Source organism: Hoyosella levis, from assembly GCF_026008515.1.
In the GTDB taxonomy this organism is placed as follows: domain Bacteria; phylum Actinomycetota; class Actinomycetes; order Mycobacteriales; family Mycobacteriaceae; genus Lolliginicoccus; species Lolliginicoccus levis.
This window is the reverse complement of the sequence record NZ_BQYM01000007.1, coordinates 129,594-152,647: the sequence shown is the minus strand read 5'-3', so window position 1 is coordinate 152,647 and position 23,054 is coordinate 129,594. Positions and strand designations below refer to the sequence as shown.

General features: G+C 69.9%; 18 protein-coding genes, 1 tRNA gene and 1 riboswitch. Of the genes, 8 read left to right on the top strand and 11 right to left on the bottom strand.

The genetic code is table 11. The features are described from left to right. Positions 1 to 202: 202 nt before the first annotated feature. Positions 203 to 676: a holo-ACP synthase gene (locus QC765_RS09395; protein WP_278314176.1), complete on the bottom strand. Its 474-nt coding sequence runs from the start codon at positions 674 to 676 to the stop codon at positions 203 to 205. Next, positions 673 to 9,879 carry a type I polyketide synthase gene (locus QC765_RS09390; protein WP_278314175.1) on the bottom strand — a complete coding sequence of 3,069 codons (9,207 nt, stop codon included), beginning with the start codon at positions 9,877 to 9,879 and terminating at the stop codon, positions 673 to 675. Before QC765_RS09390 ends, QC765_RS09395 begins: the two co-directional genes overlap by 4 nt. A 361-nt stretch (positions 9,880 to 10,240) precedes the next feature. Here QC765_RS09390 and QC765_RS09385 point away from each other — a divergent pair. Then, positions 10,241 to 10,322, top strand: a tRNA-Leu gene (locus QC765_RS09385). Between the two features lie 226 nt (positions 10,323 to 10,548). Here QC765_RS09385 and QC765_RS09380 read toward each other — a convergent pair. Continuing rightward, entirely contained in the window at positions 10,549 to 11,157 is a 609-nt protein-coding gene (locus tag QC765_RS09380; protein WP_278314174.1) for a SanA/YdcF family protein, read from the bottom strand. A gap of 140 nt (positions 11,158 to 11,297) precedes the next feature. After that, positions 11,298 to 11,411: riboswitch (SAM riboswitch) on the top strand. A gap of 29 nt (positions 11,412 to 11,440) precedes the next feature. On the opposite strand from QC765_RS09380, the gene QC765_RS09375 reads away from it, so the two are divergent. The 5 genes from QC765_RS09375 to QC765_RS09355 all read left to right on the top strand — a co-directional run bounded on the left by QC765_RS09375 (position 11,441) and on the right by QC765_RS09355 (position 14,612). Beyond that, positions 11,441 to 11,860, top strand: a complete 420-nt coding sequence (locus QC765_RS09375; RefSeq protein ID WP_278314173.1) for a hypothetical protein — start codon at positions 11,441 to 11,443, stop codon at positions 11,858 to 11,860. Between the two features lie 94 nt (positions 11,861 to 11,954). Continuing rightward, positions 11,955 to 12,848, top strand: coding sequence for an arginase family protein (locus QC765_RS09370; RefSeq protein WP_278314172.1), 894 nt, complete (start codon positions 11,955 to 11,957; stop codon positions 12,846 to 12,848). Positions 12,849 to 13,025: 177 nt separating this feature from the next. After that, the gene (locus QC765_RS09365) at positions 13,026 to 13,418 is read left to right on the top strand and encodes a transcriptional regulator (RefSeq protein WP_278314171.1); all 393 of its coding nucleotides are present in this window, start codon (positions 13,026 to 13,028) and stop codon (positions 13,416 to 13,418) included. Further along, positions 13,415 to 13,756: a DUF3817 domain-containing protein gene (locus QC765_RS09360; protein WP_278314170.1), complete on the top strand. Its 342-nt coding sequence runs from the start codon at positions 13,415 to 13,417 to the stop codon at positions 13,754 to 13,756. The genes QC765_RS09365 and QC765_RS09360 overlap by 4 nt, the downstream gene beginning before the upstream one ends. Before the next feature lie 55 nt (positions 13,757 to 13,811). Next, positions 13,812 to 14,612 (top strand): LpqN/LpqT family lipoprotein, encoded by an 801-nt coding sequence (locus tag QC765_RS09355; RefSeq protein WP_278314169.1) that lies wholly within the window; start codon positions 13,812 to 13,814, stop codon positions 14,610 to 14,612. 37 nt (positions 14,613 to 14,649) lie between these two features. On the opposite strand, the gene QC765_RS09350 is transcribed toward QC765_RS09355, so the two are convergent. From QC765_RS09350 to clpS, 8 genes are all read right to left on the bottom strand, one after another. Then, positions 14,650 to 15,309: a non-canonical purine NTP pyrophosphatase gene (locus tag QC765_RS09350; protein WP_278314168.1), complete on the bottom strand. Its 660-nt coding sequence runs from the start codon at positions 15,307 to 15,309 to the stop codon at positions 14,650 to 14,652. After that, complete coding sequence (rph, locus tag QC765_RS09345) at positions 15,306 to 16,097, bottom strand: ribonuclease PH (RefSeq protein WP_278314167.1); 792 nt, start codon at positions 16,095 to 16,097, stop codon at positions 15,306 to 15,308. The genes QC765_RS09350 and rph overlap by 4 nt, the downstream gene beginning before the upstream one ends. A 61-nt stretch (positions 16,098 to 16,158) precedes the next feature. Next, positions 16,159 to 16,950: a cyclic nucleotide-degrading phosphodiesterase gene (locus QC765_RS09340; protein ID WP_278314166.1), complete on the bottom strand. Its 792-nt coding sequence runs from the start codon at positions 16,948 to 16,950 to the stop codon at positions 16,159 to 16,161. A 412-nt stretch (positions 16,951 to 17,362) separates the two neighbouring features. Beyond that, a complete protein-coding gene (murI, locus tag QC765_RS09335) occupies positions 17,363 to 18,169 on the bottom strand; it encodes a glutamate racemase (protein WP_278314253.1) in 807 nt (268 codons plus the stop codon). Between the two features lie 41 nt (positions 18,170 to 18,210). Then, entirely contained in the window at positions 18,211 to 18,855 is a 645-nt protein-coding gene (locus QC765_RS09330) for a rhomboid family intramembrane serine protease (RefSeq protein ID WP_278314165.1), read from the bottom strand. Then, positions 18,839 to 19,945, bottom strand: a complete 1,107-nt coding sequence (locus tag QC765_RS09325) for a P1 family peptidase (RefSeq protein WP_278314164.1) — start codon at positions 19,943 to 19,945, stop codon at positions 18,839 to 18,841. The genes QC765_RS09330 and QC765_RS09325 overlap by 17 nt, the downstream gene beginning before the upstream one ends. After that, the gene (aosR, locus tag QC765_RS09320; RefSeq protein ID WP_278314163.1) at positions 19,946 to 20,536 is read right to left on the bottom strand and encodes an oxidative stress transcriptional regulator AosR; all 591 of its coding nucleotides are present in this window, start codon (positions 20,534 to 20,536) and stop codon (positions 19,946 to 19,948) included. It lies immediately after the preceding gene. 54 nt (positions 20,537 to 20,590) lie between these two features. Further along, positions 20,591 to 20,887, bottom strand: a complete 297-nt coding sequence (gene clpS, locus QC765_RS09315; protein WP_278314252.1) for an ATP-dependent Clp protease adapter ClpS — start codon at positions 20,885 to 20,887, stop codon at positions 20,591 to 20,593. A 249-nt stretch (positions 20,888 to 21,136) separates the two neighbouring features. On the opposite strand from clpS, the gene QC765_RS09310 reads away from it, so the two are divergent. Next, positions 21,137 to 22,399 carry a nicotinate phosphoribosyltransferase gene (locus QC765_RS09310; RefSeq protein WP_373876723.1) on the top strand — a complete coding sequence of 421 codons (1,263 nt, stop codon included), beginning with the start codon at positions 21,137 to 21,139 and terminating at the stop codon, positions 22,397 to 22,399. Next, positions 22,396 to 23,016, top strand: a complete 621-nt coding sequence (locus tag QC765_RS09305; RefSeq protein WP_278314162.1) for a nicotinamidase — start codon at positions 22,396 to 22,398, stop codon at positions 23,014 to 23,016. The genes QC765_RS09310 and QC765_RS09305 overlap by 4 nt, the downstream gene beginning before the upstream one ends. The last annotated feature ends 38 nt before the right edge of the window (positions 23,017 to 23,054 follow it).

Here is a 23,054-nt window from a genome sequence, read left to right as displayed (position 1 = left end):
GGGTGGGTTCCGGCTGGCGTTGGCTGCTCTCGGGCCACCCCCTCGGAAGTGTTACCAAATGCACCCTCCGCCCGGCCTTCGAGGGTGCAAAACCGCACACAACCGGGTGAGGTCGACCACGCAGCCTGCCGTGGCACCGCTAGTGGAAACTCTTCCTCGTCACAGCGGGAGAAGTTTCCACTAGCGGTCCGAGCAGCCCTAGCTAGCCCTCGATGATGACGAACGCGCCGGCGGTGTCGCCGTCGTGAGTGAGCGAGACGTGGATGGCAGCGTCCCGCAGGTGCTCGGCGATAGGGCCGTGCAGAACGATGCGCGGGCGGCCGTCGTGGTCGGTGATGACCTCGATGTCCAGGTAGTCCACGGAGGCGAGCAGGCGGGGCCGACCAAACCGGGACCCCGACCACGCCTTGATCAGCGCCTCCTTCGCAGCCCACCGCGCGGCGAGATGCCGGGCTTGGCTGGGCGGGCTCCCCGCCGCCTCCTGCTGGTGGAAACTTCTCCCGCTCGAGGCGGGAAAAGTTTCCACTGGTGACGGGGAGGAACCAGTCGCGGCGTGCCGTCGTTCTGCGGGGGTGAAGTTGCGCAGCATGGTCGTCCCGGGGCGGGCGAGCTGCTCGGCGAAGCTCGGCACGTGGACGAGGTCGAAACCGATGCCGCGCACTGCGGTGGTGCTCATCGCGAATCACCGCCGATCCGGGCGGCGGGGTCGAGCAGCATCGCGGTCTCGTGGGCGCGGGAGTCGCCGGGGATGCGCCGGTCAGCGGGGCGGGTGTAGAGGGTGGCTTGCCCGCACTGGGCGGCGAGGAGCCTGCGCTGCCCGTCGAGCTGGCGTTGCGTGGCGCGGCCGAGGTAGTCGCTGGCGCCCGCTCCGAGGGCTTGGAGGAAGGCCTCGGGGTGGGCGATGGCGACGAGCGCGGAGACGTGCCCGAAGCCGAGGCTGGTGATGAGCCCGGCACGCAGCGGCATGGTGGTGCCGAGGCGAAGGGGCTGTCGTGGCCAGACGAGCCGGCCATGCTCGGCGAGGACATCGTCGACGCAATCGAGGCTGCGGTTGGGCGGTATCGCTCCGTCGCGGAGGACCTGGCAGAGCCCGATCATCTGGAACGCGGCGGCACCACCCTTGGCATGGCCCGTCAGCGTCTTCTGCGAGATGACGAACATGGGGTTGCCGGGGTCGCGGCCGAGCGCGGTGGCGATGGTCTCGTGCAGCTCGGACTCGTTGGGGTCGTTGGCGTGGGTGGAAGTGTCGTGCTTGGAGATCACCGCGATGTCGTCGGGCGCGAGGCCATGCTTGGCGAGGGCGCGGTGCAGCTCGGATCGGGTGCGGCCGCGAGCCGCGCTGGTGGCTCCGATGCCGGGCGCGGGGATGGAGGTGTGGATGCCATCGGCGAACGTTCCGGCCCAGGCGATGACCCCGTGCACAGGCAGTCCGAGCTCGGCGGCGATGTCCCCGCGGGCGAGGATGAGGGTGCCGCCGCCGTGTGCCTCGACGAATCCGCCGCGACGGCGGTCGTTGGCGCGGGAGAAGCGTCCCGGCTCGATGCCCTTGGCGAGCATGTCGCTGGTGCGGGCGGTGGCGTTCATGTCGCCGAAGCCGGTGATGCCTTCCGGACCGAGGTCGTCGAAGCCGCCGGCAACAACGATGCTGGCGCGGCCGAGGCGGATCTTGTCGGCGGCCTCGGAGACGGAGACGGCGGCGGTGGCGCAGGCCGCGACGGGGTGCAGCATGTCGCCGTAGCTGCCGATGTAGGACTGGACGACGTGCGCGGCGATGACGTTGGGCAGCGCTTCCTGGAGGATGTCGTTCGGCCGGGGCTCGCCGAGCAGCGCATCGACGTAGAGCGATCGCATGGATTGCATCCCGCCGATGCCGACGCCCTGGGTGTTGGCGACGTCAGCGGGATGCACCCAGCGGAGCAGCTCGGCTGGGGTGAACCCGGAGCCGAGGAACGCATCGACCGTGGTGATGAGGTTCCATACGGCGACGCGGTCGAGGGCGGCGACCATGTCAGCGGGGATCCCCCAGCGGGTCGGGTCGAAGCCGGTGGGGATCTGCGCGCCGACGCTGCGGGTGAGTCGTGCTCGGCGGGGCACGCGGATCTCGGTTCCGGCCTTGCGGGTGACGCGCCATTCGCCGCTGGGCAGCTCATCGATGGTGGTGTGGGCGGGGTCGGCGTCGCGGAAGGCCTCGGCCTGGGCGCGGGCGCCCACGGTGAACGGCAGGTCCTCGTCGAGGTAGACGGAGACGAGCAGCGGGATGCTGCCGTCCTGGAGGGCGCCGTCGTCCTCGTAGGCCCGGATGCCGCAGCGGGCGAGGATGGTGTCGTGGTAGCGGTCGGCGATGTCCTCCTCGGGGACGTGGTCGCCGGTGGTGGTGTCGGTCCAGCCGGGCTGGGGGTCGTTCTCCCAGGTGATCAGTCCGGTGCTCCAGGCGAGCTCGACGACTCCGGCGGCGGAGAGCTCGCCGGTGACCTCCATCTGGTGACGGGTGCGGGAGGAACCGTAGGGGCCGAGCTCGCCGGTGCCGACGATGACGATCATGTCGGCGGGGTCGAGGCCGACGGTGCCCCAGGTGGGTCGCTGGATGGCGGTGGCGCTGGGTGCGGGCGGCAGCGCGGCGATGAGGTGAGCAGCTGCTTCCTCGGTCGCTGTCGGCCCTTCGACAGATGAGCCTGCCGCAGCGCGGGCGAGCGCCGCGAGGTCGAGGTCAGCGTCGGCGAGACCGCCAGTGAGGTCGCGGGCGAGCACGGCGGACCGGGCTTGCTCGCGCGCTTCGTCGGTGCAGGCGTCGAGCAGCGCGCGGGCCATGCCGGTAGCGGACCAGGTGCGTACCCCGGCGTCCTCGACGGCGTCGACGAGCGGATCGTTCTGCGCCATGAGGCCGGTGCCGCGCACCCAGCCGATCAGCGCGTGGACGAGGGTGATGCGCTGCGACCAGGACCGCTCGGAGCGCCATTTCGCGACGATCGCATCGAGGGCGGCCTTGGCCTCGCCGTAGGCACCGTCGCCGCCGAAGATGCCGCGGTTCGGGGAGCCCGGCAGCACCACATGGAGGCGCCCTTCGATATCCGTGGTGGCGCCGAGGGTGCCGAGCCCGGCGATGAGCCGCTCCACCGACCACAGCAGCACGCGGGCCTGGGTCTCGGCGCGCGGCCCGGCGTCGGCGAGGGAGCCGTGGACGGGGGGCGCGGCGAACGGGAACAGCAGGGTGGGCACCAGGGCTGGCTTGACCAGGGTGGTGGTCGCGCCGACGGTGGCGCGCTGCTCGGTGCCGATCCAGTCGATCAGCGCGTCGACGTCGCTGTAGGAAGCGAGGTTGGCGGGCACGATCCACAGGGTTGCGCCGGGGCGGGCGTGCTGCTGGTAGAGGTCGCGGTAGAAGCGCAGCCGGGTGTCATCGAGGCGGGAGGTGGTGGCGATGACGGTGGCGCCACCAGCGAGGAGCTCCGCGGTGACGGCGGCGGCAATCGATCCCGCGCTGGCTCCGGTGACCACGGCGATCTCGCCGGACCACGCTCCGGGGGTACTCATGGTTGCCTGGTGGGCGATGCGCAGGTACGCCTCGGCGAGGGCGGGGCGTTGCTGCTGCCGGGCCTGGGTGGCCCACCAGTGGGCTTGCCGTGCCACGGCCTCCCCCGCGCCATCGAACCGGCCGCTGGACTGCTGGTCGTCCTGGTGCTGCCACATGCGGGCGAGGTCCTCGCGGGCGCTAGCCCAGCGATCGTCGAGCTGCACGGCGCGAGCCGGGTCGAAGGCGGGCGCGACGACGCGGGGCCAGTCGGTGCCGAGCTCGCGGGCCATGAGGCCGAGGATCGCGCGGTCGTTGGCGGCGCTGTCGTCGTCCGCGGCCTCGGCCGTGGAGGTGTCGTGGCCGAGCCGGGCGAGCAGGTGCCGGGCGGTGGTGGCAAGCACGCCGTCGGGTCCGGTGAGTGCCTCGGTGAGCGCTGCCGCCGCGGCCGGATCGACAGCGGAGCTGCTGGCGGAGGCAGGCTTCGCGACGGTGAGCCCGGCGCGGCTGGCTACCGCGGTGATCGCGGCGTCCACCATCGCGTCAGCGGTGGTGGCATCAATGGTGGCAAGGTCGCCGCCGCGGGCGCTGCTTCCCTCGCGGGTGGCGAGGGCGAGCTCGACGGAGACGTGGTGCACCCAGCCGGGGCCGAGCTGCCAGGTCCCGGTGACGTGCTCGACGATGTGCGAGGGGCGCTTGCCGGAGGGGCCGAGGGCACGGCGCAGGTTGTCGGTGACGGCGTCGGCGAGAACAGGCCCGAGGGGCTTGTAGGCGCGGGCGAGCCTCTCGACAGTGCCGCGCAGGGCGGGGATGGTGGCCTCGGCCGCGCCGTCGATGGCACCGAGGTTGAGCTCCGCGCCGAGGTCGAGCAGGACCTGGTTGCGGCGGGAGGAGACGCCGTCGCAGAGCGCCTCGATGGTGTCGGCGGGGGTGATCTGGTCGGGCCGGGTCTTGGTCCACAGCGCGATCAGGGCGACGGCAGCGTCACCGGCGGTGTAGGGCAGGTCCGGAGCGTCCTGGGTAGCGGAAACCGAGCCGGCGGGCTGGGCGGTGGGCTGTGCCGCGGGCTGGGGAGCCTCGGCGCTGGCAGCCTCGACGGGCTCCTCGGCGGCCGGTGCTTCGGGGGCGTCCTGCGCGAGGACGAGGGCAGCGTCGCGCTCGCAGTTCCACACCAGCGGCGCCGGATGCTGGTCGCTGGCGCGCAGTGTGCCGGTGGCGAGATTCGCGAGGGTGGGCGCGGTGCCGACACCGATCTCGATGAACCGCTCGAGGCCCAACTCGTCGCTGAACAGCAGGTCCTGGGTCTCGATCCAGCGGACGGGGCTGGCGAACTGCCAGGCGAGCAGCTCGATGAGGACGGTGCGGCACAGCGCGGAGGGGTCGGCGAGGGCGTTCTCGTAGTTCTCGAGGACGCGGGCGAGGGGCTCGCTGTCGACGAGGTCCGCGATCTCGGCGATGAAGCCACGGTCGAGGCTGAACAGGCGTGGCACCAGGTTCGGGATGTAGCGGCCGATGAGCACGGCGAGGTCGATGCCGTGCGGCACGAGCTCCTCGAGGCGCTGCCGGAACTCGGGCACGCCGGGGCGCAGCACATCGGAGTGGAAGGGCACGTCGATGCCGGGGACGAGGATGAACGCGCGCTTGCCGCCGTGCTGGGCACGACGCTCGTCGATGCGTGACTCGAGCGCCTCGAGCCCGGCGACCGTGCCGGCGATGGCGTACTGGCTGCCCCGCAGGTTGTAGTTGACGACCTGCAGGAACTCGCCGGTCTCGGTGGCGGTGCGGGCGATGAACGCGGCGACGTCATCATCGGCGATGCCGGCCTGGGCGGGACGGATCGCGGCAAGGCGGTAGTCGCTGCGCCCGTCGGCGTCGCGCGGGACGAGGGCGTGCATCGCGGAGCCGCGCCGGAACACCACTTCGAGGACCACTTCGAGCGGCAGCACCTCGGCGATGGCGGCGAGCGCGGTGTATTCACCGACGGAGTGGCCGCAGAAGAGGGCGTCGTCGACGAGCACCCCGGCCTCGCGGAGGGTGGCTACCTGCGCGACGGCGAGGGTGGCCATGGCGACCTGGGTGAACTGGGTGAGGTAGAGGACGCCGTCGGGGTGGTGGTGCTCGATGCCGCGGGCACGTAGCCGGGTGGGGTTGTCGCGCACCACGGCGAGGACGGAAAAGCCGAGGGCCTCGCGGGTGTGGGCGTCGGCGCGCTCCCATACGGCGCGGGCCGCGGGCGAGGTGGCCATCGCGGCCATGCCCATGCCCTTGTGCTGGATGCCCTGGCCAGGGAAGGCGTAGGCGGTGCGGGGCGGCCGCAGCCGGGCGGTGGCGACGAGGACGGGGGTTCCGTCGACGCGGCAGGTCGCCTCGACGAGAGTGGCGCCGTTGCTGGTGCCGGTGCGCTCGATGGTGACGTCCAGGGCGCTGCCGGGGGCGACGGGGGCGAGGAAGCGCGCGGTCCAGTGGGTGATGCGCGGGGTCTCGCGGTGCTCGCTGGCGAGATCCTCGGCGCCGAGGAGGTGCTGGACCGCGGCGGAGAGCCACATGCCGTGCACGATGGGGCCGTCGAGCCCGGCGAGCGCGGCGGCCGCGGGGCTGGTGTGGATCGGGTTGTGGTCGCCGCTGATGCGGGCGAAGGCGCTCATGTCGCGGGGCGCGGTGAGGGTGGCGCGGCGCAGCACGATGCGGGGCGTGGCGGTGGGCTCGCCCGCGGTGACAGGAGGAGCTGGCTCGAGCGGCGCGGCGCCGTTGCGGTGACGGATGGCGAAGCGTTCCCGCAGCACAGCGAGCGGTACCCGGTGAACGCCGCGCGCGGGCACGGTGTCGATGCGCGCCTCGATATCGATGACGCGTCCCACGGTGGTGTCGGTGACGGACTGGAGCGTGGCAGTCACCTGGATGGAAGAGGACCCAGCCGGTGGATCCGCGACGAGCTCGAGGTGGTGGTCGAGGTGGACGAGGTCGAGCAGTCCCTCGATGAGGGGGTCGCCGCCTGGCGTGCGGGCGGTGCCGAGGACGGCGAAGATGGCCGGCCAGCAGGAGCCAACGAGCGCATCGGGGGCGCTGGTGGGCACGCGGTGGGCGCCGAGGTCGAGCGCAGTGACGGAGGCATGATCAGCGAAGGCGTCAGGGAGCAGGCTGGTGCCGAGGCTGGCGGTGCCGCGTGGCGCGGGTGGCAGCTCGGGGCCGCCCACGGCGAGGCGCAGCAGGCCACGCATGCCGGAGACGGTGTCCTGGCGGGTGACGAGGGGAACGCCACCGTCGATGCAGGACGCGGGAATGGTGAAGCGCAGCGCCAGCCCGGCCGGGGCGCGACCCGTCAACCCCATCGGCACATCGAGGACGACGGTGCGATCGTCGACGAGGCGGGCGGTGGCGCCAGAGATGGGCTCGGTGGCAATGCCGTCATCGAGCAGTCGCCACTGGTGGGTGGGAGCGAGGCGGCGGAGCGGGTTCGCGACGCGACGGCTCCCCCACGCGACATCGGGAGCAGCAAGGAGGACACCGAGCGGAGAGGGGTGCGGCACGCGGCGGCGGGAGATAGCTGCCGTGGCGGGAGCGCGCAGGGCCGCGAAGGTGGCGGTCTCGAAGCGTCCGAGGATCTCCGCGATCGGCTCATCAGCAGCGGTGATGCCCGCGACCGAGACCGGGCCGGGGATGATGCACACCTGGTCGGCGGTGTAGCGGGGGTCGTGGGCCTGCCACAGGGAGTCCGACCGCCACCAGCGGCGCACGTCCGCGTCGATGACCGGCACGAACGGCACGGGCTTGCCGGGCTGCCGGCACAGGTGCAGGAAGAACGGCAGGTCGCCGGGGTGCAGGACGGTGCTCGCGGCAGCGGGATACGCCTGGAGGAGCGCTGCGATGGTGGCGTGCGGCCATTCGAGGCGCGACGGCTGAATGGTCGTCGAGGGTGCAGCGGGGGCGGTGGGGTCGGCGAGGCGGGAAGCGAACCTGCCCCGGTCCTGCGGGTGCAGGCGGGCCTCGGCGCGACGCAGCATTGCCGCGAAGCGCTCCTTCCAGGTGGGGTCGGTCCACACCGAGCGCCACGACTCGTCGCATGCCGCGCCAAGATCGGTGCCGAGGTCCCAGCGGGTCGCGGTGTTGCCGACCGTCATCTCCACGTACCGCTCGAGCCACTGCTGGTAGGTCATGGTGGCAAGATCGCCGAAGTAGGGCTTAGCGGTGGCGGCGAGGGCGGTGATGATCTCGTCGCGGCGCGCGGTGACGGCGCTAGCGTCCCCGGCGACGGTGTCGAGGAGGCGTCCGCAGCGTGATGCGGCGTTGTCGATCTCGTGGATGTCCGCGCCGAGCTGGCTGCGTCCCGAGGCCATGCCATAGGTGGAGTGGCCAGCGCCGATCCACTGCTCGGTGCCGGCGGTGTTCACCAGGAGCCGCTTGACGTCGGGCGAGGTGGTGGCCTCCCGCGCCGCCATCGCGGCGGTGCCGATGAGGACGGCGTCGATCGGCATGACGGGGAAGCCGTGGACGTGTGACCACGTGCCCGTGAGGTATTCGGCGGCCCGCTCGGGGGTGCCGATGCCACCGCCGACGGCGATCACGATGTTCGGGCGGGCCCGCAGCTCGGCGTAGGTGTCGATCAGCAGGTCGTCGAGGTCCTCCCACGAGTGGTGCCCACCGGCCTTGCCGCCCTCGATCTGCACGATCAGCGGCTGCTCGGGGACCTCGGCGGCGATGCGGATGACGGCGCGGATCTGCGCGGTGGTGCCGGGCTTGAACGCGATGTGGGTGATGCCGGACGCGGTGAGGTCACGGATCAGGCCGAGGGCCTCGTCGAGCTCGGGGATGCCCGCGGTGATGGTGATGCCGTCGATGGGCGCCCCGGCCTCGCGGTGCTTCTGCAGGAGGCGGCGCGCGCCGACTTGCAGCTTCCACAGGTAGGGGTCGAGGTAGAGGGCGTTGAACTGGGCAGCGCGGCCCGGCTCGAGTGCCGCGGCGAGCTCGGTGATGCGGTCTTGGAGGATCTCTGCGGTGACCTGCCCTCCCCCGGCGAGCTCGGACCAATGCCCGGCGTTCGCGGCCGCGGCAACGATGGCGGCGTCCACAGTGGTGGGGGTCATGCCGGCGAGGATGATCGGCGAGCGGCCGGTGAGGCGGGTGAACCGGGTCTCCACGGCGGTGCGGCCATCGGGCAGGCGGATGGGGCTCGGCGCGTAGGACGTCCACGCCGGGGCGGGGCGAGGCGCCGCGCCAGGGGTGAAGAGGTTGCGGTGGCCGCCGCGGGTGCTCGCGGCGATGACCTCGACGCCGAGGCCGCGGGTGATGGAGCTGGTCATGCGGGCCAGGCCGTCGCCGGGGGTGATGTCGAGGATCCAGGTGGCCCCGGCCTCGCCGAGCGCCTCGATGTCGCGCACCCAGTCGACGGGATCGACGAGCGCAATGGTGGCAAGGGTCCGGGCGAGCTCGGCGTCGAGGTCGCAGTCAGCGGCCCAGTCGGCCACGAGGTCAACGGCTTCGGCCATGGCGGGATGGTGGAAGGCGACCTCGGCGTGGACGGGCTCGAGGACCGGGTCGAGGATGGCGCCACCGCGCGTGCGGGCATCACGCTCGGCGCGCTGCTCGGCGGTGATCGCGGCGAGGCGGCGGCGCACACGGTCGAGCTGCGCGGGCGGGCCGGAGAGGACGCAGCGGCGGCGACCGTTGCGCAGCGAGACCACGGGCGCCTGGGCCGGGTGCAGGCCCTCGGCAAGCTCGGCGACGATGCGCTCGATGGTGGCGGGATCAACGCGCGAGATCGACAGCATCGCAGGATGCTCGCCGTGGGCGCGCAGTCCGCGGCGGCGGCCCACGAGGGTGGCTGCGGCGCCGATGAGCTGGGCGATGGCGAGGATCTCGGCGTCGCGCTCGCCGTGGTGGCGCACCGCCTCCGCGGCAAGAGCGCCCTGCGAGTGACCGGCGGTGGCAACGGGCGGGATGGCGCGGGTGTCGAGGCCCTCTAGGGCGAGGAGGCGCAGCGTGGCGAGCTGCACGAGCAGGATGCCGGGCAGCGACAGCGCGGCTCCCCTGGCTTCCGGCCCGGTGATCATGTGCGCGCCAGTGTTCTGGCTAGGTGCTGCCGAGGGCATCGCGGCGGGCAGCCAGGCGATCGGGGCGAAGGCGGGCCGGATGGCCAGCAGGTCATCGGCGAGCGGCGCGATCAGCGTGTTCGCCTGCTGCGCGAGCTCCGCGAGCTCAGCGGTGGTGCCGGAGTCATGGGCGAGCTCGGCGAGGGCGGGCAGCCAGTCGGAGCCTTGCCCGCCGAACGCGATCGCGTAGCGGGTGCCGGCCCGGAAATCATCGACCAGCGTGCGGCCAGGGTGGCGGTGGGCCGTGGCGGCATCGCGGGCGTAGGGGTGATCGCTCAAGGTCATGTGCTGCTCCGGTGCGGGGTGTGCTGGGGAAGGTCAAGGGGGCCGAGCGTGGGTGTCCGGCGGCACGTGGTGAGTGCGCGGCTCGTTGCGGCCTGGATTCAGAGTGACACACATTCGTGAGGTTTTCCTCATGTTTTTTCGGCGCGGCGAAAGCTACTGACCGGTAGCCAATACGGTTAATCATGAGTAACCGCTCATGTTTGGTTGTTTGAGCAGTTCAGGGCGTCTAAAAGGGCCTGGCAGGGGTCCTCGACGGCGTGGTGCGCGTTATCGAATCGTTACCTGCGCTAGGCGGCTCAGCGTGGCCGCGCAGCACCAAGTAGCGGACAGCCCGCGCCACGCCGTACGCTATGCCCTGCGCGCGCGAGTGGCGGAATTGGCAGACGCGCTGGATTTAGGTTCCAGTGTCCTAGGACGTGGGGGTTCAAGTCCCCCCTCGCGCACAAGATGGGTTCGCTGCCCTCACTGCAAACGCGATAGAAAATGCCTCGATCCAGGGGCGGTTTCTATCGCGTTTGGCTGTTTCCGGTGCTTTTGCGCCGCTGGTGGGCGCGCCGCGCCGACCCACCACTCGACAGTGAAAATCTGCGAGCGAAAGTCAACAAATCACGCCCCAGAATCGGACATCTGTTGACTTTCGCTCGCAGTTCCGGAGGCTGCCGCAACCACTCACCGCTCGCGAGTCCGCGGCCCAGGATCGAGGGTGCTATCAAGAAGTGCCTTGGGCCGGGAGAGCACGATCTCGCGGAACCAGTTGCGAACAGTGAGGTAGGTACCGGCGTCGGAGGTCGCTTCCTCGCCGACGGTGTGGATGCCTTGTTCCTCGCAGAGCGCCACGGCTCGCCGCAGGTGGAAGTCCTGGGTGACGACGGTGGCATTGTTGATGCCGAACACGTCGTGGGCGCGGGCGCACGTGTTGTAGGTGGTCACGCCGTGCCGGTCCTTGGTGATCGCCTCCGCTTCGATTCCTTGCTCGGTGAGGTAGTCGTGCATGGCGGCGACCTCGTTGCCCTTTTTCGAGGCGGCGTGCCCGGAGATGAGCACCTGTGCCGCGCGATCCTCCTGCATGATGCCGATGGCGGTGTCGAGACGTTCGCGGAGGTAGTCCGAGGGTTCGCCGTCGCGCACGCGGTCGCCGAGGACGATGACCCATTCCTGCGGGGTTCCGGTCTCGATGCGTGAGCGGCTCTGCCACTGCACCCACGCGCTCGATGCCGCGATGATGAGGACGAGCCCAAGGATTCCGAGCAGGATCGTTCGTCGCATGAGTCGTCGCACGGCAGCAAGCTTATCCACTGCGACCGAGAATGCTGGTACGCGTCCGGCACCGTGTCGGCAGCGCTCCTCCCGTCGAGTCCAGGACCACCCGCCCGGGCTTCGACGTTTTCTGTCAGACCCCCTCCGTACACTGACGAATGCTTCACGAGATGCAGCCGCAAAGCCCCGACTGGGCTGCAGGCCAACCCCATGCTCATGGGTGGCTCGGGTGAGGAAGCGGCCTCGCGTCGACCGGCGCGCGGCAGGAGCTGGCCCCTGCGGGCCCTGGATCGAGGAGTTCTCGATGACCGACGATCTTCACGCCACGCCTGAACCCGATGGCACACCTGGTTCCCACGAAAAGGAGATCGCCGTGGTCCGCATCGGCAGCGGCGTACCCGGCTGCCGCTTGTACCAGAGCGGGCACGTCGTCCACTGGATCCACGCGCGCAAGGCGTTCGAGGACAAGCATCCCGTCGAGGTGACGGCCACCGTCGATGACGACGACCAGATTGTCGTCACGAAGGACGATGAGGTTTTCCGCTTCCGCAACCACAATCCGGACGCCGTCGCGGCCGCGCTGTTCCTGTCGGACGGACAAGCGTGGTGGAAAACGCGCTGGGGAATCCTTGAGGTCCGCAGCCCCGAAGGTGGCCATGCCTACTTCTACATCGCCGACCCCAGCATCTGGAACCCCTGCGACTACCTGATGAACCGGCGCTAGCAACTCCACCGGCTAGCCGTCCCAAACCAGCCACCGGCGCAAACCCTCCACCAAGCGCACCTTCGCCATGCCCGCAGAACGCGAAAGGCACCCCATGAAAGTCTTCTACTCGCCCCGCTATATCGCCTCCGAGGAAAGCTTCGACACCGTCGCGAAATCCGGATGGATCGCTGATTCCCTCGAATCCCGCCCCATCGACGGGGTGCGGATCGCCACGCCAGACCCCATCACCGCCGCCGACCTCGAGGGCGCGCACGAACCCGACTACATCGACGCGCTCCGCACCGGACGGCCCCGCGTGGTTGCCGAATCGCAGGGACTCACCTGGGATCCAGGCCTGTGGACCTCCATTTCCGCATCGACTGGCGGGGTGGTCGCGGCCGCGCTGACCGCGCTCGAGGAAGGCTCGGCGGGCTCGCTATCGTCGGGGCTGCACCACGCCCGCCGCGATATGGGCAGTGGTTTCTGCAGCGTCAACGGGCTCGCGGTCGCCGCCGCGGCGGCGCTGCAAGCGGAAACATCGACCGTGGCCATCCTCGACCTCGACGCGCATTGCGGCGGCGGAACGGCCTCCATCATCGGCACCGACCCGCGGATCACGCAGCTGGACGTGTCGGTGTCCTCGTTCGATTCCTACTCCGACACCGACAACTCCACCCTGTGGATGGTCGACCGCGCCGACGTCTACCTCGGCCGCGTCGAGCACGCGCTCGACCAGTTGAAGAGGCTCCGGCCCGACCTGCTGCTGTACAACGCGGGCATGGATCCGCACGAGGACTGCAGCATCGGCGGGCTCCGGGGAATCACCAGCGACATCCTCGCCGAGCGCGAGCGCCTCGTGTTCGAGTTCTGCGCGCGGGAATCCGTCCCCGTCGCGTTCGTCCTCGCGGGCGGCTACATCGGCCCCCGCCTTGCGGCCGACGAGCTCGTCGATCTGCACCGGCTCACCATCGCGGCGGGCGCGCTGTTTGCACGAGCTAGAACCTGACCGTCGAAAGCCTATGGAACGCAACAATCCGCACCAGTTTCGAGCAGTTTTTGTTTCGTTTCATAGGCTTTTGCGGGACAGCGGAGGCCGAGCTGCCCGCCCGCGCCCACGATCGCGCGACGCCGAACCGACCGTGCGTGAGCGTGGCCACAGCGCTGTTGCCGGTACCGTAGTGGTGTGGCTGGCACCTCTCCTTCCCGTTCGCGTCGCGTCGCGTTGATCGTGTTCGTGGTGATCGCTGCTGCCGCGTGCCTGCTGCTGGGATGGTGGCAGTGGCAGCGCTATGACTCGATGTCTGGCTCGGCGCAGAACCTGGGGTATGCGTTGCAGTGGCCGTTGTTCGCGGGATTCTTCGTGTATGCGTATCTTCGGTTCGTCCGGCTCGAGCGCGGCGAGGTCGATCCGCGCACTGACGAGCCGCGGGAGATCCCGGAGGACCTTCTGCCGCAGCGCCCGCGGAGCGCTGCCCGGGCCGAGGAGGAGGACCCGCAGTTGCGGGAGTACAACCGCCTCCTTGCCGAGCTTGCCGAGGACAAGCCCCGGAATTCTGACGAAAGGAACGCGGAGTGACTGCTCCGACAAGCACGTTGCCGAATCGCATCGGCCCGGCGTTGACCCGTTACCGCGTGCTGGCGATCACCACGGGCATCTGGTTGCTGGTGCTGACGGTGGAGATGATCGCGAAGTACATCCTGAAGCTGGACATGCCAGGGTGGGCGGCGATCATCCCGGTGGTGCATGGCTGGGTGTATTTCGTGTTCCTGCTGGTGACGCTGGATCTGGCGGTGAAGGCGCGCTGGCGCCCGGTGCCGACGCTGGGTGTGCTGCTCGCGGGCACGATCCCGTTCCTGTCGTTCATCGTCGAGCACAAGGTGACGCGCAAGACCCGGGCGGGGCAACGATTGTGACTCGTCGCGGATGGTGGCTTTGACATCGCGGTGGCGGCGGGATATTCAAGAGAGCATGATGATCCGTCGCTCGGGGACAGCGATCGTGGTAGCGGGCGCACTGGCCGTGGCAGGGTGCGCGAGCGAGGACACTGCCCCTAGCGATGCCACACCGACCACGGTGGCCGTGTCGCTCCCTCCTGCGACCCCCACAGCGCCCATGCCGGTGGCGCCGGAGGAGCCGGAGCGCGCCACCACGATCAACGAGTATCTCGGTGAGCAAGGCATTGGCCGCACTCCCCTGCCTCCGGGCAGCGAGACCGGGCCGATCGTGGCGTTCGAGGTCCCCGAGGGCTGGGAACCTGCCGACCCCGCCACGTACCCGCAAGCGCATTTCGTGGCGCTTGGCACCAAGTGGTTCTTCGAATCGGATCCGGGCCCGCTGCCCACCGCCGTGCTGACCGTCCAGCGCCTTGATCGGGTGGTTCCCGCCGAGGACATTCTTGAGCATGCGGATGGCGCGCTGCGCAATCTCCCTGATTTCGAGATCGCCCTCGATGACGCGGACACGATGGTGGGCGATTTCCCGTCCTATGCGGTATCGGGCGAGTTCCGCGATGAGGAGCATGGCTACATGGCGGTGGTCGAACGCACCGTTGTCCCCGAGATCGATGGCACCACCTATGTGGTGCAGCTGCGGGTGAGCTCCTTGTCCCGCGATGCCGAGGCCATCGCGCCTACCGTGCAGGAGATCGACGGCTCGCTGCGCATCGAGCCGCGCGTGCTCGAGGAGCCCGGCGAGGGAACGCTCGAAGGCGATCCACCAAGTGACCCACAAGACGACCCGGCGGCCGAGACCGTGGACGAGGGCGAGTAGCCAGCGCCGCCCGTCCACGGCCCGATCGACTGGTCGTTCAGGTGGAAGCGGCCCAGGCCGCGATCGAGGGCAGCAGCCGCGCCAGTGCTCGGCCGCGATGAGACACCGCATCCTTCTCCTGCGGTGACAGCTCGGCCGCGGTGCGATCCGCCAGCACGGGATGAACCGGGTCCTCGCCCACCAGCGGGACGAACACGGGATCGTAGCCAAAGCCGCCCTCGCCACGAGCCTCGTGCGCGATAGCGCCCCGCCATGTCCCTCGCTCCACGGTCTCGGTGCCATCGGGCAGCACCAGCGCGCAGGCCGAGACGAACGCCGCGGAACGCCGCTCATCGGGAACATCGCGCAACTGGGCCACCACTAGAGCGGTATTGGCGGCATCATCCCCATGGGTGCCGCTCCACCGTGCCGACAGCACCCCCGGCATGCCATGCAGGGCGTCGATCTCGAGGCCGGAATCATCCGCCACGCTCGCCAGGCCCGTCGCGGCAACCGCGTCGCGGGCCTTGGCGAGCGCGTTCTGCTCGAAGGTCTCCCCCGTCTCCGGTGCTTCCGGGAACTCCGGCACGTCCCGCAGGCTCACGAGATCGATACCTGTGATCCCGGCAGCATCGAGCAGGCGTTGCAGCTCAGCGAGCTTCTTGGCGTTGCGGCTCGCCACCAGCAACGTCTTGGCGATGCCTCGTCCCTTGCTCATTTGTGGCCGAAGGCCTTCTTCTTCGGCGCGGTCGGGCTCGGGAGCGGCAGCTCGCCCGGGTACGGCGCGGCGAGCGCTTCCCGCTGGATCTCGACCAGCTCGGCACAGCCCTTCAGCGCGAGGTCGAGCAGCGCGTCCAGGGTGGACCGCGGGAACGTGGCGCCCTCGCCGGTGCCCTGGATCTCCACAAATGTGCCCGCATCGGTAGCGACCACGTTGAGATCGACCTCGGCGCGCGAATCCTCCTCGTACGGCAGGTCGAGCCGCACCCGGCCGTCGATGACACCCACGCTCACTGCCGCGATGGAGCACGAGAGCGGCTTCGGATCGATCAACGCATCCGTCGCGCCCAGGTAGGTGATCGCATCATGCAGCGCTACGAAAGCACCCGTGATCGCGGCGGTGCGGGTGCCGCCGTCGGCCTGCAGCACATCGCAATCAATGGTGATGGTGCGCGGGCCAATAGCCTTCAGGTCGATGCAGGCACGCAAGGAGCGTCCGATGAGCCTGCTGATCTCCTGGGTGCGCCCGCCCACCTTGCCGCGCACCGATTCGCGGCCACTGCGCGAGTGCGTCGCCGCGGGCAGCATCGCGTACTCGGCGGTCAGCCAGCCCTCGCCGTTGCCGTCCTTCCAGCGCGGCACGCTGTCGATGATGCTCGCGGTGCACATGACGCGGGTCTTGCCGAACTCCACGAGCACCGATCCCGCTGGATGGTCGGTGAACCCCCGGGTAATCCGGATCGGGCGTAGTTCGTCGTCTGCTCTGCCATCTGCTCGTCTGCTCACCCCTTCGAGACTAGCGGCTTCCCCACCGGTAGTTCACGCGCGACGCTACGGGCGAAACGGGTCAGGTCAGGGATTCCTCGACGAGACGGGCCTGCGCCACATCGAACTGATCGTCGGGCTTGACGACGTGGATCGGTCCGTCGTACTCGGCCTTCGCCTCCGCGAGCACCGCATCGGCGGAGGTCCACGGCGGGATATGCGTGAGCAGCAGCGCGCCGACGTCAGCCTCGCGGGCCAGCTTTCCGGCCTCCGTGCCCGAGAGGTGCACGCCCTTGGGCCGGTCGGGCGAATCCGTCCAGGAGGCCTCGCACAGGAAGAGGTCCGCGCCGACGGCGAGCTCGCGCACCTGGTCGCACACCCCGGTATCACCACTGACGGCGAGCACCGCCCCGTCCGCCGAGGTGATGCGGAACCCGAAGGACTCCGGGGGGTGGTAGACCCTTCTCGGCAGCACCGTGAGGCTGCCGAACTTGACCTCTTCGGCATCGCCCCACGTACGCACATCAAGCACGTCCGACAGATCATCGATATGCCCGCCCACCTCGGAGGACGCGGCACCGATGCGCACAGCCGTGTCCGTGGGCCCGTAGACGAGCGCCCGCCCGGACGGCGGCTCGGGGTGATAGCGCCGCCACACCAGCAGGCCGGGGATGTCGAGGCAGTGGTCGGCATGCAGGTGCGAGAGCATCAGGTTCGCGTCACCTGGATCGACATACCGCTGCAGCGCACCGAGCACCCCGCCACCGAAGTCGAGCACCAGTGGCGCGGTGTCTTCTGCCGTGATGAGATACCCCGACGCCGGCGAGCTCGGGCCCGTGACGCTCCCGGAGCATCCAAGAACGGTAATGCGCATGCCTCTAATGCTGCCATGCCGCACCAATTCACATTTGGCTTCTCTGGCGATTTCTGCAGGCCGAAGCGAGAACTACGCCAACTCGTGACGCGTTGATCGCCGAATCCCCACGGATTCGTTACGCGGCGAAATCGCGATATGCGTACGCGAGCATCTTCTTTGCCGGAGCAAGCAATTCTGGAAATCGTTGTGGCGCAATATTATCGCGGCTCCGGCTGGAAGCGGGCGGGTTCGCCAGGTCTCTCGGTGCTTGGCGAGCTGGTAATGCTGGGCGCGCGGTCTCGCCAGGACGCCGATGCCGGAAGTGTGCGGTTCTGCCCCCCTCGCAGGGCGGTGGCGGGGTGCAAAACCGCACACTTCCGAAGGCAGGGCCGGTCCGGGCGGGCCGGCCGCCGCGCCAGCACCGCGCCTGCTAGATGTGCTGCACCACGGGGATCGAGGGTCCGAGGAAGCGCGCGGCGAGCCTGCTGAACCGGTCGGGGTCGCCGGTGGCGAGGAACTCACGGCGCGGCGCGGCACCGGTGTGCGGTCGCAGCAGATCACGCTCGGTGAGCACGCGGAACACATCCTTGGCGGTTTCCTCGGCGCTCGATACGAGCGTTACATCCTCGCCCATCGCGAGCTGGATCACGCCCGAGAGCAGCGGGTAGTGGGTGCAGCCAAGGATCACGGTATCCACGCTGTCGCGCTGCAGCGGCTCGAGATAGCCCTGGGCGAGCTGCATCACCTGGCGGCCACTGGTGATGCCGCGCTCGACGAAGTCCACGAAGCGGGGGCACGCGACGGCGCTGACGTCGATGTCGCGGGCTGCGGCGAACCCGTCCTCGTAGGCGCGCGACGAGATGGTGGCCTGCGTGCCGATCACGCCGATGCGCCCATTGTGGGTGGCCTTGACGGCGCGGCGCACCGCCGGCAGGATCACCTCCACCACGGGTATCGAGTAGCGTTCCCGCGCATCGCGCAGGTAGGCGGCCGAGGCGGTGTTGCAGGCGATGACGAGCACTTTCGCGCCGCGCTCCACGAGGTCGTCGGCGATGACCGTGGAGTGCGCGCGCACCTCCGGGATGGTCAGCGGCCCGTAGGGGCCGTTGGCGGTATCGCCGATGTAGATGATGTTCTCGTCGGGAAGCAGGTCGATGATCGCGCGAGCGACCGTGAGCCCGCCGACGCCCGAATCGAAGATCCCGATCGGGGACTCGGGGCCCGGCGTCTCGACGATGGGCGATCCGGCTACACGTGGTTTCGGCGATCCGTTGGCGTTCACCAGGTCATTCCATCGCGGGGCATCGGTCGTTGTCGAGCGGCGCGCCGTTTCTCCCGGTCGTGGGAGGTGACGTACCAGGCGGCAACGAGCCCGCCGATGGCGCCGAAGAGATGCCCCTGCCAGGAGACGTTCGGCTGCCCTGGCAGCACGCCCCAGAACAGGCCGCCGTAGAGGAACACCACGGCAACACCGACGGCGATCTGCACTGCGTTGCGGCTGAAGAAGCCCTGCGCGACGAGGAAGGCGAGCCAACCGAACACGATGATCGACGCGCCGATATGCACGCCGGACCCACCAATGAGCCACGTCCCCGCCCCGCCAACGAGCCAGATGATCGCGGTGGCGGTGATCGCCCTCCGCAGCGCGCCCAGGAACACCAGGAAGCCCAGCACCAGCAGCGGCACCGAGTTGGCGATCAGGTGCGCCCAGTCCTGGTGGATCAGGGGCGCAACGAGGATGCCACTGAGCCCGTCTGAGTCCAGCGGCCGGATCCCGGCCTGGTTGAAGCGCTGGTTCACCAGTACATCGATCAGCTCGATGACGAACAGCAGCGCTACGAATCCCCCGCTGATGGTGGCCGCGCGCCACCACGGGGATGGGGCCGGACTGCCCGTCATGGGCGTTCTATGGCTGTAGGTCATGGTCCCCTCCCGTATCAGTCGCCGTTCCCGCCACCATCGTGGTGTAGGCGGGGATGCCCGCGACCGGGACTGCCGCGAGCACGGCGTGCACGATGGCACGCTCCACGCACGACGCCGCGGCAGCGGCCAGCTCCGCGAGCACGGCTGTTCCTCCCGGTATACCTGCGGGCAGCGCCGCTGTCACGCCGGGCGGGAGCGCTGCCGTGCCGGTGGCTACCGCGAAGATCGTGTCGCCGTCGAGCGGCGAGTGCGAGGGCCGGATCGCCCGGGCCAGTCCCGCCTGCCCGGCCACGGCGAGCCGGTGGCAGCCAGCCTTGTCGAGCGTGGCGTCGGTGGCGACCACGCCGATGGTGGTGTTCAGCACCGTGCCCTTGGCACCGAGTTCCCGCAACGCCGCGATCTGCTCCGCGGTGGGGATCGGCGCCGCGAACTCGTCGCCGATACCGGCAAGCAGCCCCCAAGGCAGTCCGGTCTCGGGATCGATCACCGAGCCCACCGGGTTCGCCACCACCAGCGCGCCCACCGTGAGCCCCTCCGCCGGACCCGCGCCGAGGCACAGGCTCGCGGTGCCAACGCCACCCTTCAGCGCGCCCGCCCGTGCGCCGGTGCCCGCGCCCACCGAGCCTGTCTCGACGTCTCGACCGGCCTTCTCCGCGGCCGCATGTCCTGCTGCCGCTCCAGGCCGGTTCGCCCAGCCGCCCACGGGCAGGTCGAAGATCACCGCCGCGGGCACGATCGGCACCACGGCTCCGTCGCTGCCCATCCGCAAGCCATGGCCTTGTTGCTCGAGCCACTGCATCACGCCATCGGCAGCGGCGAGCCCGAACGCGCTGCCGCCGGCGAGCGCGATGCCATGCACATGCTGCACGGTGTTGTGCGGCGCCAGCAGATCAGTCTCGCGAGTACCAGGTCCGCCGCCGCGAACGTCCACGCTCGCCGTCGCGCCCGCAGGAGTGAGGACCACCGTCGCGCCCGTGGCCCAGCCCGACCCCATCGTCGCAGCCCCGAGACGCGTCCACTGCCCCACCAGCACGCCCTCGACGTCGGTGATGCTGTTGCGCGGCCCCGGCGTCGCTGGGCGCCGAGCCATCTAGCGCTGCCCGGCCAGCGCGATGATCAGCGCGTCCTGCATCCAGGTCAGCCAGTGGTACACGCCAAGCTGGGGGGCGCGCGGATCCTCGGGATCAAACTCCTCGGCCATGCCATCGTGCACTTCGAGCACCGTGCCGAGCGCGAGGCGGGCATCGTTGATCGCCGCGATCCACCCCTCGGCCTGCGCCATGCTCAGCGAGATCTTGCCCCCCTCCGCGGGCAGCGTATCGAGCAGCGCCTTCGCGGCAGCCTTCTTATCGTCGATGATCTCTGGCTCGTTCAGGCTGCGCAGCGCGCCATTGAGCTCGGCGACGCCTGCCGCGTCAAGATCCTCATCCTGATCGTCTGGATCGTGGCGGCAGAAATCTGGCAGCAACCGGGCGACAACGGCATTGGTGGGCGGCGCGCTGTTGCCCGAGCGCATCCCCGTCAGCTCCTCGAGCTCATCGTGGGGGGTGTCGGACTCCCGCTCGTCGAGCATCGCCACCACGGAATGGATCACCGACCGCAGTACCTTCGCCTCGTGCGGGTCCACCTGCGACCGGATGCGGACCCCGCTCAGCGTGTTCTTCCGGGACCAGGACTGCACTGGATATCGACTTCCTTCGATTCTCGACGGCTCGGCACGCGAACCCGCGCGACGCTACGACTCGTGCTGCATCGTTGCCCACAGGCCAGCGGCGTGCAGCTTGCGCACATCCGCCTCGACCTTCTCCCTCGTTCCGGAGGAGACAACGGCCTTGCCCTCGGTGTGGACCTTCATCATCAGCTCGGTCGCCTTCTGGCGGCTATACCCGAAGATCTTTTGCAGCACATACGTGACGTACTGCATCAGGTTCACCGGATCGTCCCACACGATGGTTACCCACGGACGCTGGCTCGACTCGTCCGTGCTCTCCTCGACCATCCCGCCCGGGGTGGCCTGGGGCTCGGTCTCCATCGGAACAGGCATAGCACCAGGGTACGACGAGCCACTTCGCCGCCACTAGTCGACCGGCCAACAATTCCACCCCCGGAGCTCGCCCGCGCCGTCCCCCAGCTGATCCCTGGGCTGCCTTGTGGACTGCCTTCTGGGTGGCCTTCTGGGCTGCCTTCTGGGCTGCCCCCGAAGAGCTATCGCACTACGGTGGAGCACGTGACCATTCCGCTCGCGTCCACGGCCCTGCGCACCGACCAGTACGAGCTCACCATGCTCGCCGCCGCGCTGCGTGATGGCAGCGCCCACCGCCGCTGCACGTTCGAGGCCTTCGCCCGCCGCCTCCCCGAGGGCCGGCGCTACGGCGTCGTCGCCGGGACCGAGCGCGTGCTTGATGCCGTGCAGGCCTTCCGCTTCACCGACGCCGACCTCGCGTCCGTCTCGCGGTTCCTCGATGCCGACACGGTCGATTGGCTGCGCGACTACCAGTTCCGCGGCACCATCACCGGCTTCCCGGAGGGCGAGCTGTACTTCCCCGGCTCCCCCGTCCTCTCCGTCACCGGCACCTTCGCCGAGTGCGTCCTGCTCGAGACGATCACCCTGTCGATCCTCAATCACGACAGCGCCATCGCCTCCGCAGCGGCCCGCATGGTCACCGCCGCCGACGGGCGCCCGCTGATCGAGATGGGCTCCCGCCGAACCCACGAGGAGGCTGCCGTCGCCGCTGCCCGCGCCGCCTACATCGCCGGGTTCACCGCCACGTCCAACCTCGAGGCGGCCCGCCGCTACGGGGTGCCCAGCGCCGGCACGAGCGCGCACGCCTTCACCATGGTGCACACCACCGCCGACGGCCCCAACGAGGCCGCGGCCTTCCGCGCACAGGTGGCCACCCTCGGCACGGGCACGACCTTGCTCGTCGACACCTACGACATCACCGAGGGCGTCCGCACCGCCATCGACATCGCCGGCACCAGCCTCGCCGCGGTGCGCATCGATTCAGGCGATCTCGGCCCCCTCGCCCGGCAGGTCCGCGAGCAACTCGACTCGCTCGGCGCCACCAGCACCAAGATCGTCGTCTCCGGCGATCTCGACGAGCACGCCATCGCCGCCCTGCGCGCTGATCCCGTCGACTCGTATGGCGTCGGCACCTCGCTCGTCACCGGATCCGGGGCGCCCACCGCAGGCATGGTCTACAAGCTCGTCGAGGTCGATGGCGTGCCCGTCTCCAAGCGCAGCAGCCACAAGGAGACCATCGGCGGCGCGAAGGCAGCACTGCGCATCGCGCGCCCCACCGGCACGCTCGTCGAGGAAGTCATCCACCCTGCCGCGATGGCACCGCCCCCGCTGCCGCATGCGACGGCCGTCACGCGGGCGTTCATCGAGGGTGGCGAGCGCACCGCCGCGCGCGTCACACTGGAGGGAGCACGCGAGAACACCCGGAAGGGATTGCGGTCCCTGCCGTGGGAGGGGCTCGCGCTCTCCCGTGGCGAGCCTGCCATCCCCACCCGGTTCCTGACCGAGGAGGACCACCGATGACGAACCACCAGGACGCAACAGCCCCCGAGCATCGCGCGCTGATCGTCGTCGACGTCCAGAACGACTTCTGCGAGGGTGGATCCATGGGCGTCGAGGGAGGCTCCGCCACAGCGGGCGAGATCTCCGCGCTCATCGCCGACGCCGCGCCCCGGTACGGGGCGATCGTTGCCACCCGCGACTACCACATCGATCCCGGCGCGCACTTCTCCAGCGAGCCTGACTTCGTCGATTCCTGGCCGGTGCACTGCAAGGTCGGAACGACCGGCGCCGAGTTCCACCCCGACCTCGATCTCCACAACGTCGAGGAAGTGTTCTCCAAGGGCGCCTACACCGCCGCCTACTCCGGGTTCGAGGGCGCCAGCACCGACGACACCAGCCTCGCCGACTGGCTCCGCGCTCGCGGCATCACCAGCGTCGACATCGTCGGTATCGCCACCGACCACTGCGTGCGCGCCACCGCCCTCGACGCCGCCCGCGAAGGCTTCGACACCACCGTCCTGCTCGACTACACAGTCGGAGTGGCCCAGAGCAGCATCGACACCGCGCTCGAGCAGCTCCGTGGCGAGGGCGTTGCTCTCGACGGCCAGCCTGGCGCCGCGGCCGGGGTAGCCCGCTGAGCACTTCCGGCCCGGCGTGCTGCCGAGGGCTTTAGGGA

Bases quoted from the DNA above. Each gene is read 5' to 3' on its own strand.
- QC765_RS09340 (WP_278314166.1), bottom strand. From the start codon at position 16,950: ATGCGCATTACCGTTCTTGGATGCTCCGGGAGCGTCACGGGCCCGAGC.
- QC765_RS09355 (WP_278314169.1), top strand. From the start codon at position 13,812: ATGATGATCCGTCGCTCGGGGACAGCGATCGTGGTAGCGGGCGCACTG.
- QC765_RS09330 (WP_278314165.1), bottom strand. From the start codon at position 18,855: ATGACCTACAGCCATAGAACGCCCATGACGGGCAGTCCGGCCCCATCC.
- QC765_RS09375 (WP_278314173.1), top strand. From the start codon at position 11,441: ATGACCGACGATCTTCACGCCACGCCTGAACCCGATGGCACACCTGGT.
- QC765_RS09370 (WP_278314172.1), top strand. From the start codon at position 11,955: ATGAAAGTCTTCTACTCGCCCCGCTATATCGCCTCCGAGGAAAGCTTC.
- QC765_RS09325 (WP_278314164.1), bottom strand. From the start codon at position 19,945: ATGGCTCGGCGCCCAGCGACGCCGGGGCCGCGCAACAGCATCACCGAC.
- QC765_RS09350 (WP_278314168.1), bottom strand. From the start codon at position 15,309: ATGAGCAAGGGACGAGGCATCGCCAAGACGTTGCTGGTGGCGAGCCGC.
- QC765_RS09390 (WP_278314175.1), bottom strand. From the start codon at position 9,879: ATGACCTTGAGCGATCACCCCTACGCCCGCGATGCCGCCACGGCCCAC.
- QC765_RS09395 (WP_278314176.1), bottom strand. From the start codon at position 676: ATGAGCACCACCGCAGTGCGCGGCATCGGTTTCGACCTCGTCCACGTG.
- clpS (WP_278314252.1), bottom strand. From the start codon at position 20,887: ATGGAGACCGAGCCCCAGGCCACCCCGGGCGGGATGGTCGAGGAGAGC.
- QC765_RS09305 (WP_278314162.1), top strand. From the start codon at position 22,396: ATGACGAACCACCAGGACGCAACAGCCCCCGAGCATCGCGCGCTGATC.
- QC765_RS09310 (WP_373876723.1), top strand. From the start codon at position 21,137: ATGCTCGCCGCCGCGCTGCGTGATGGCAGCGCCCACCGCCGCTGCACG.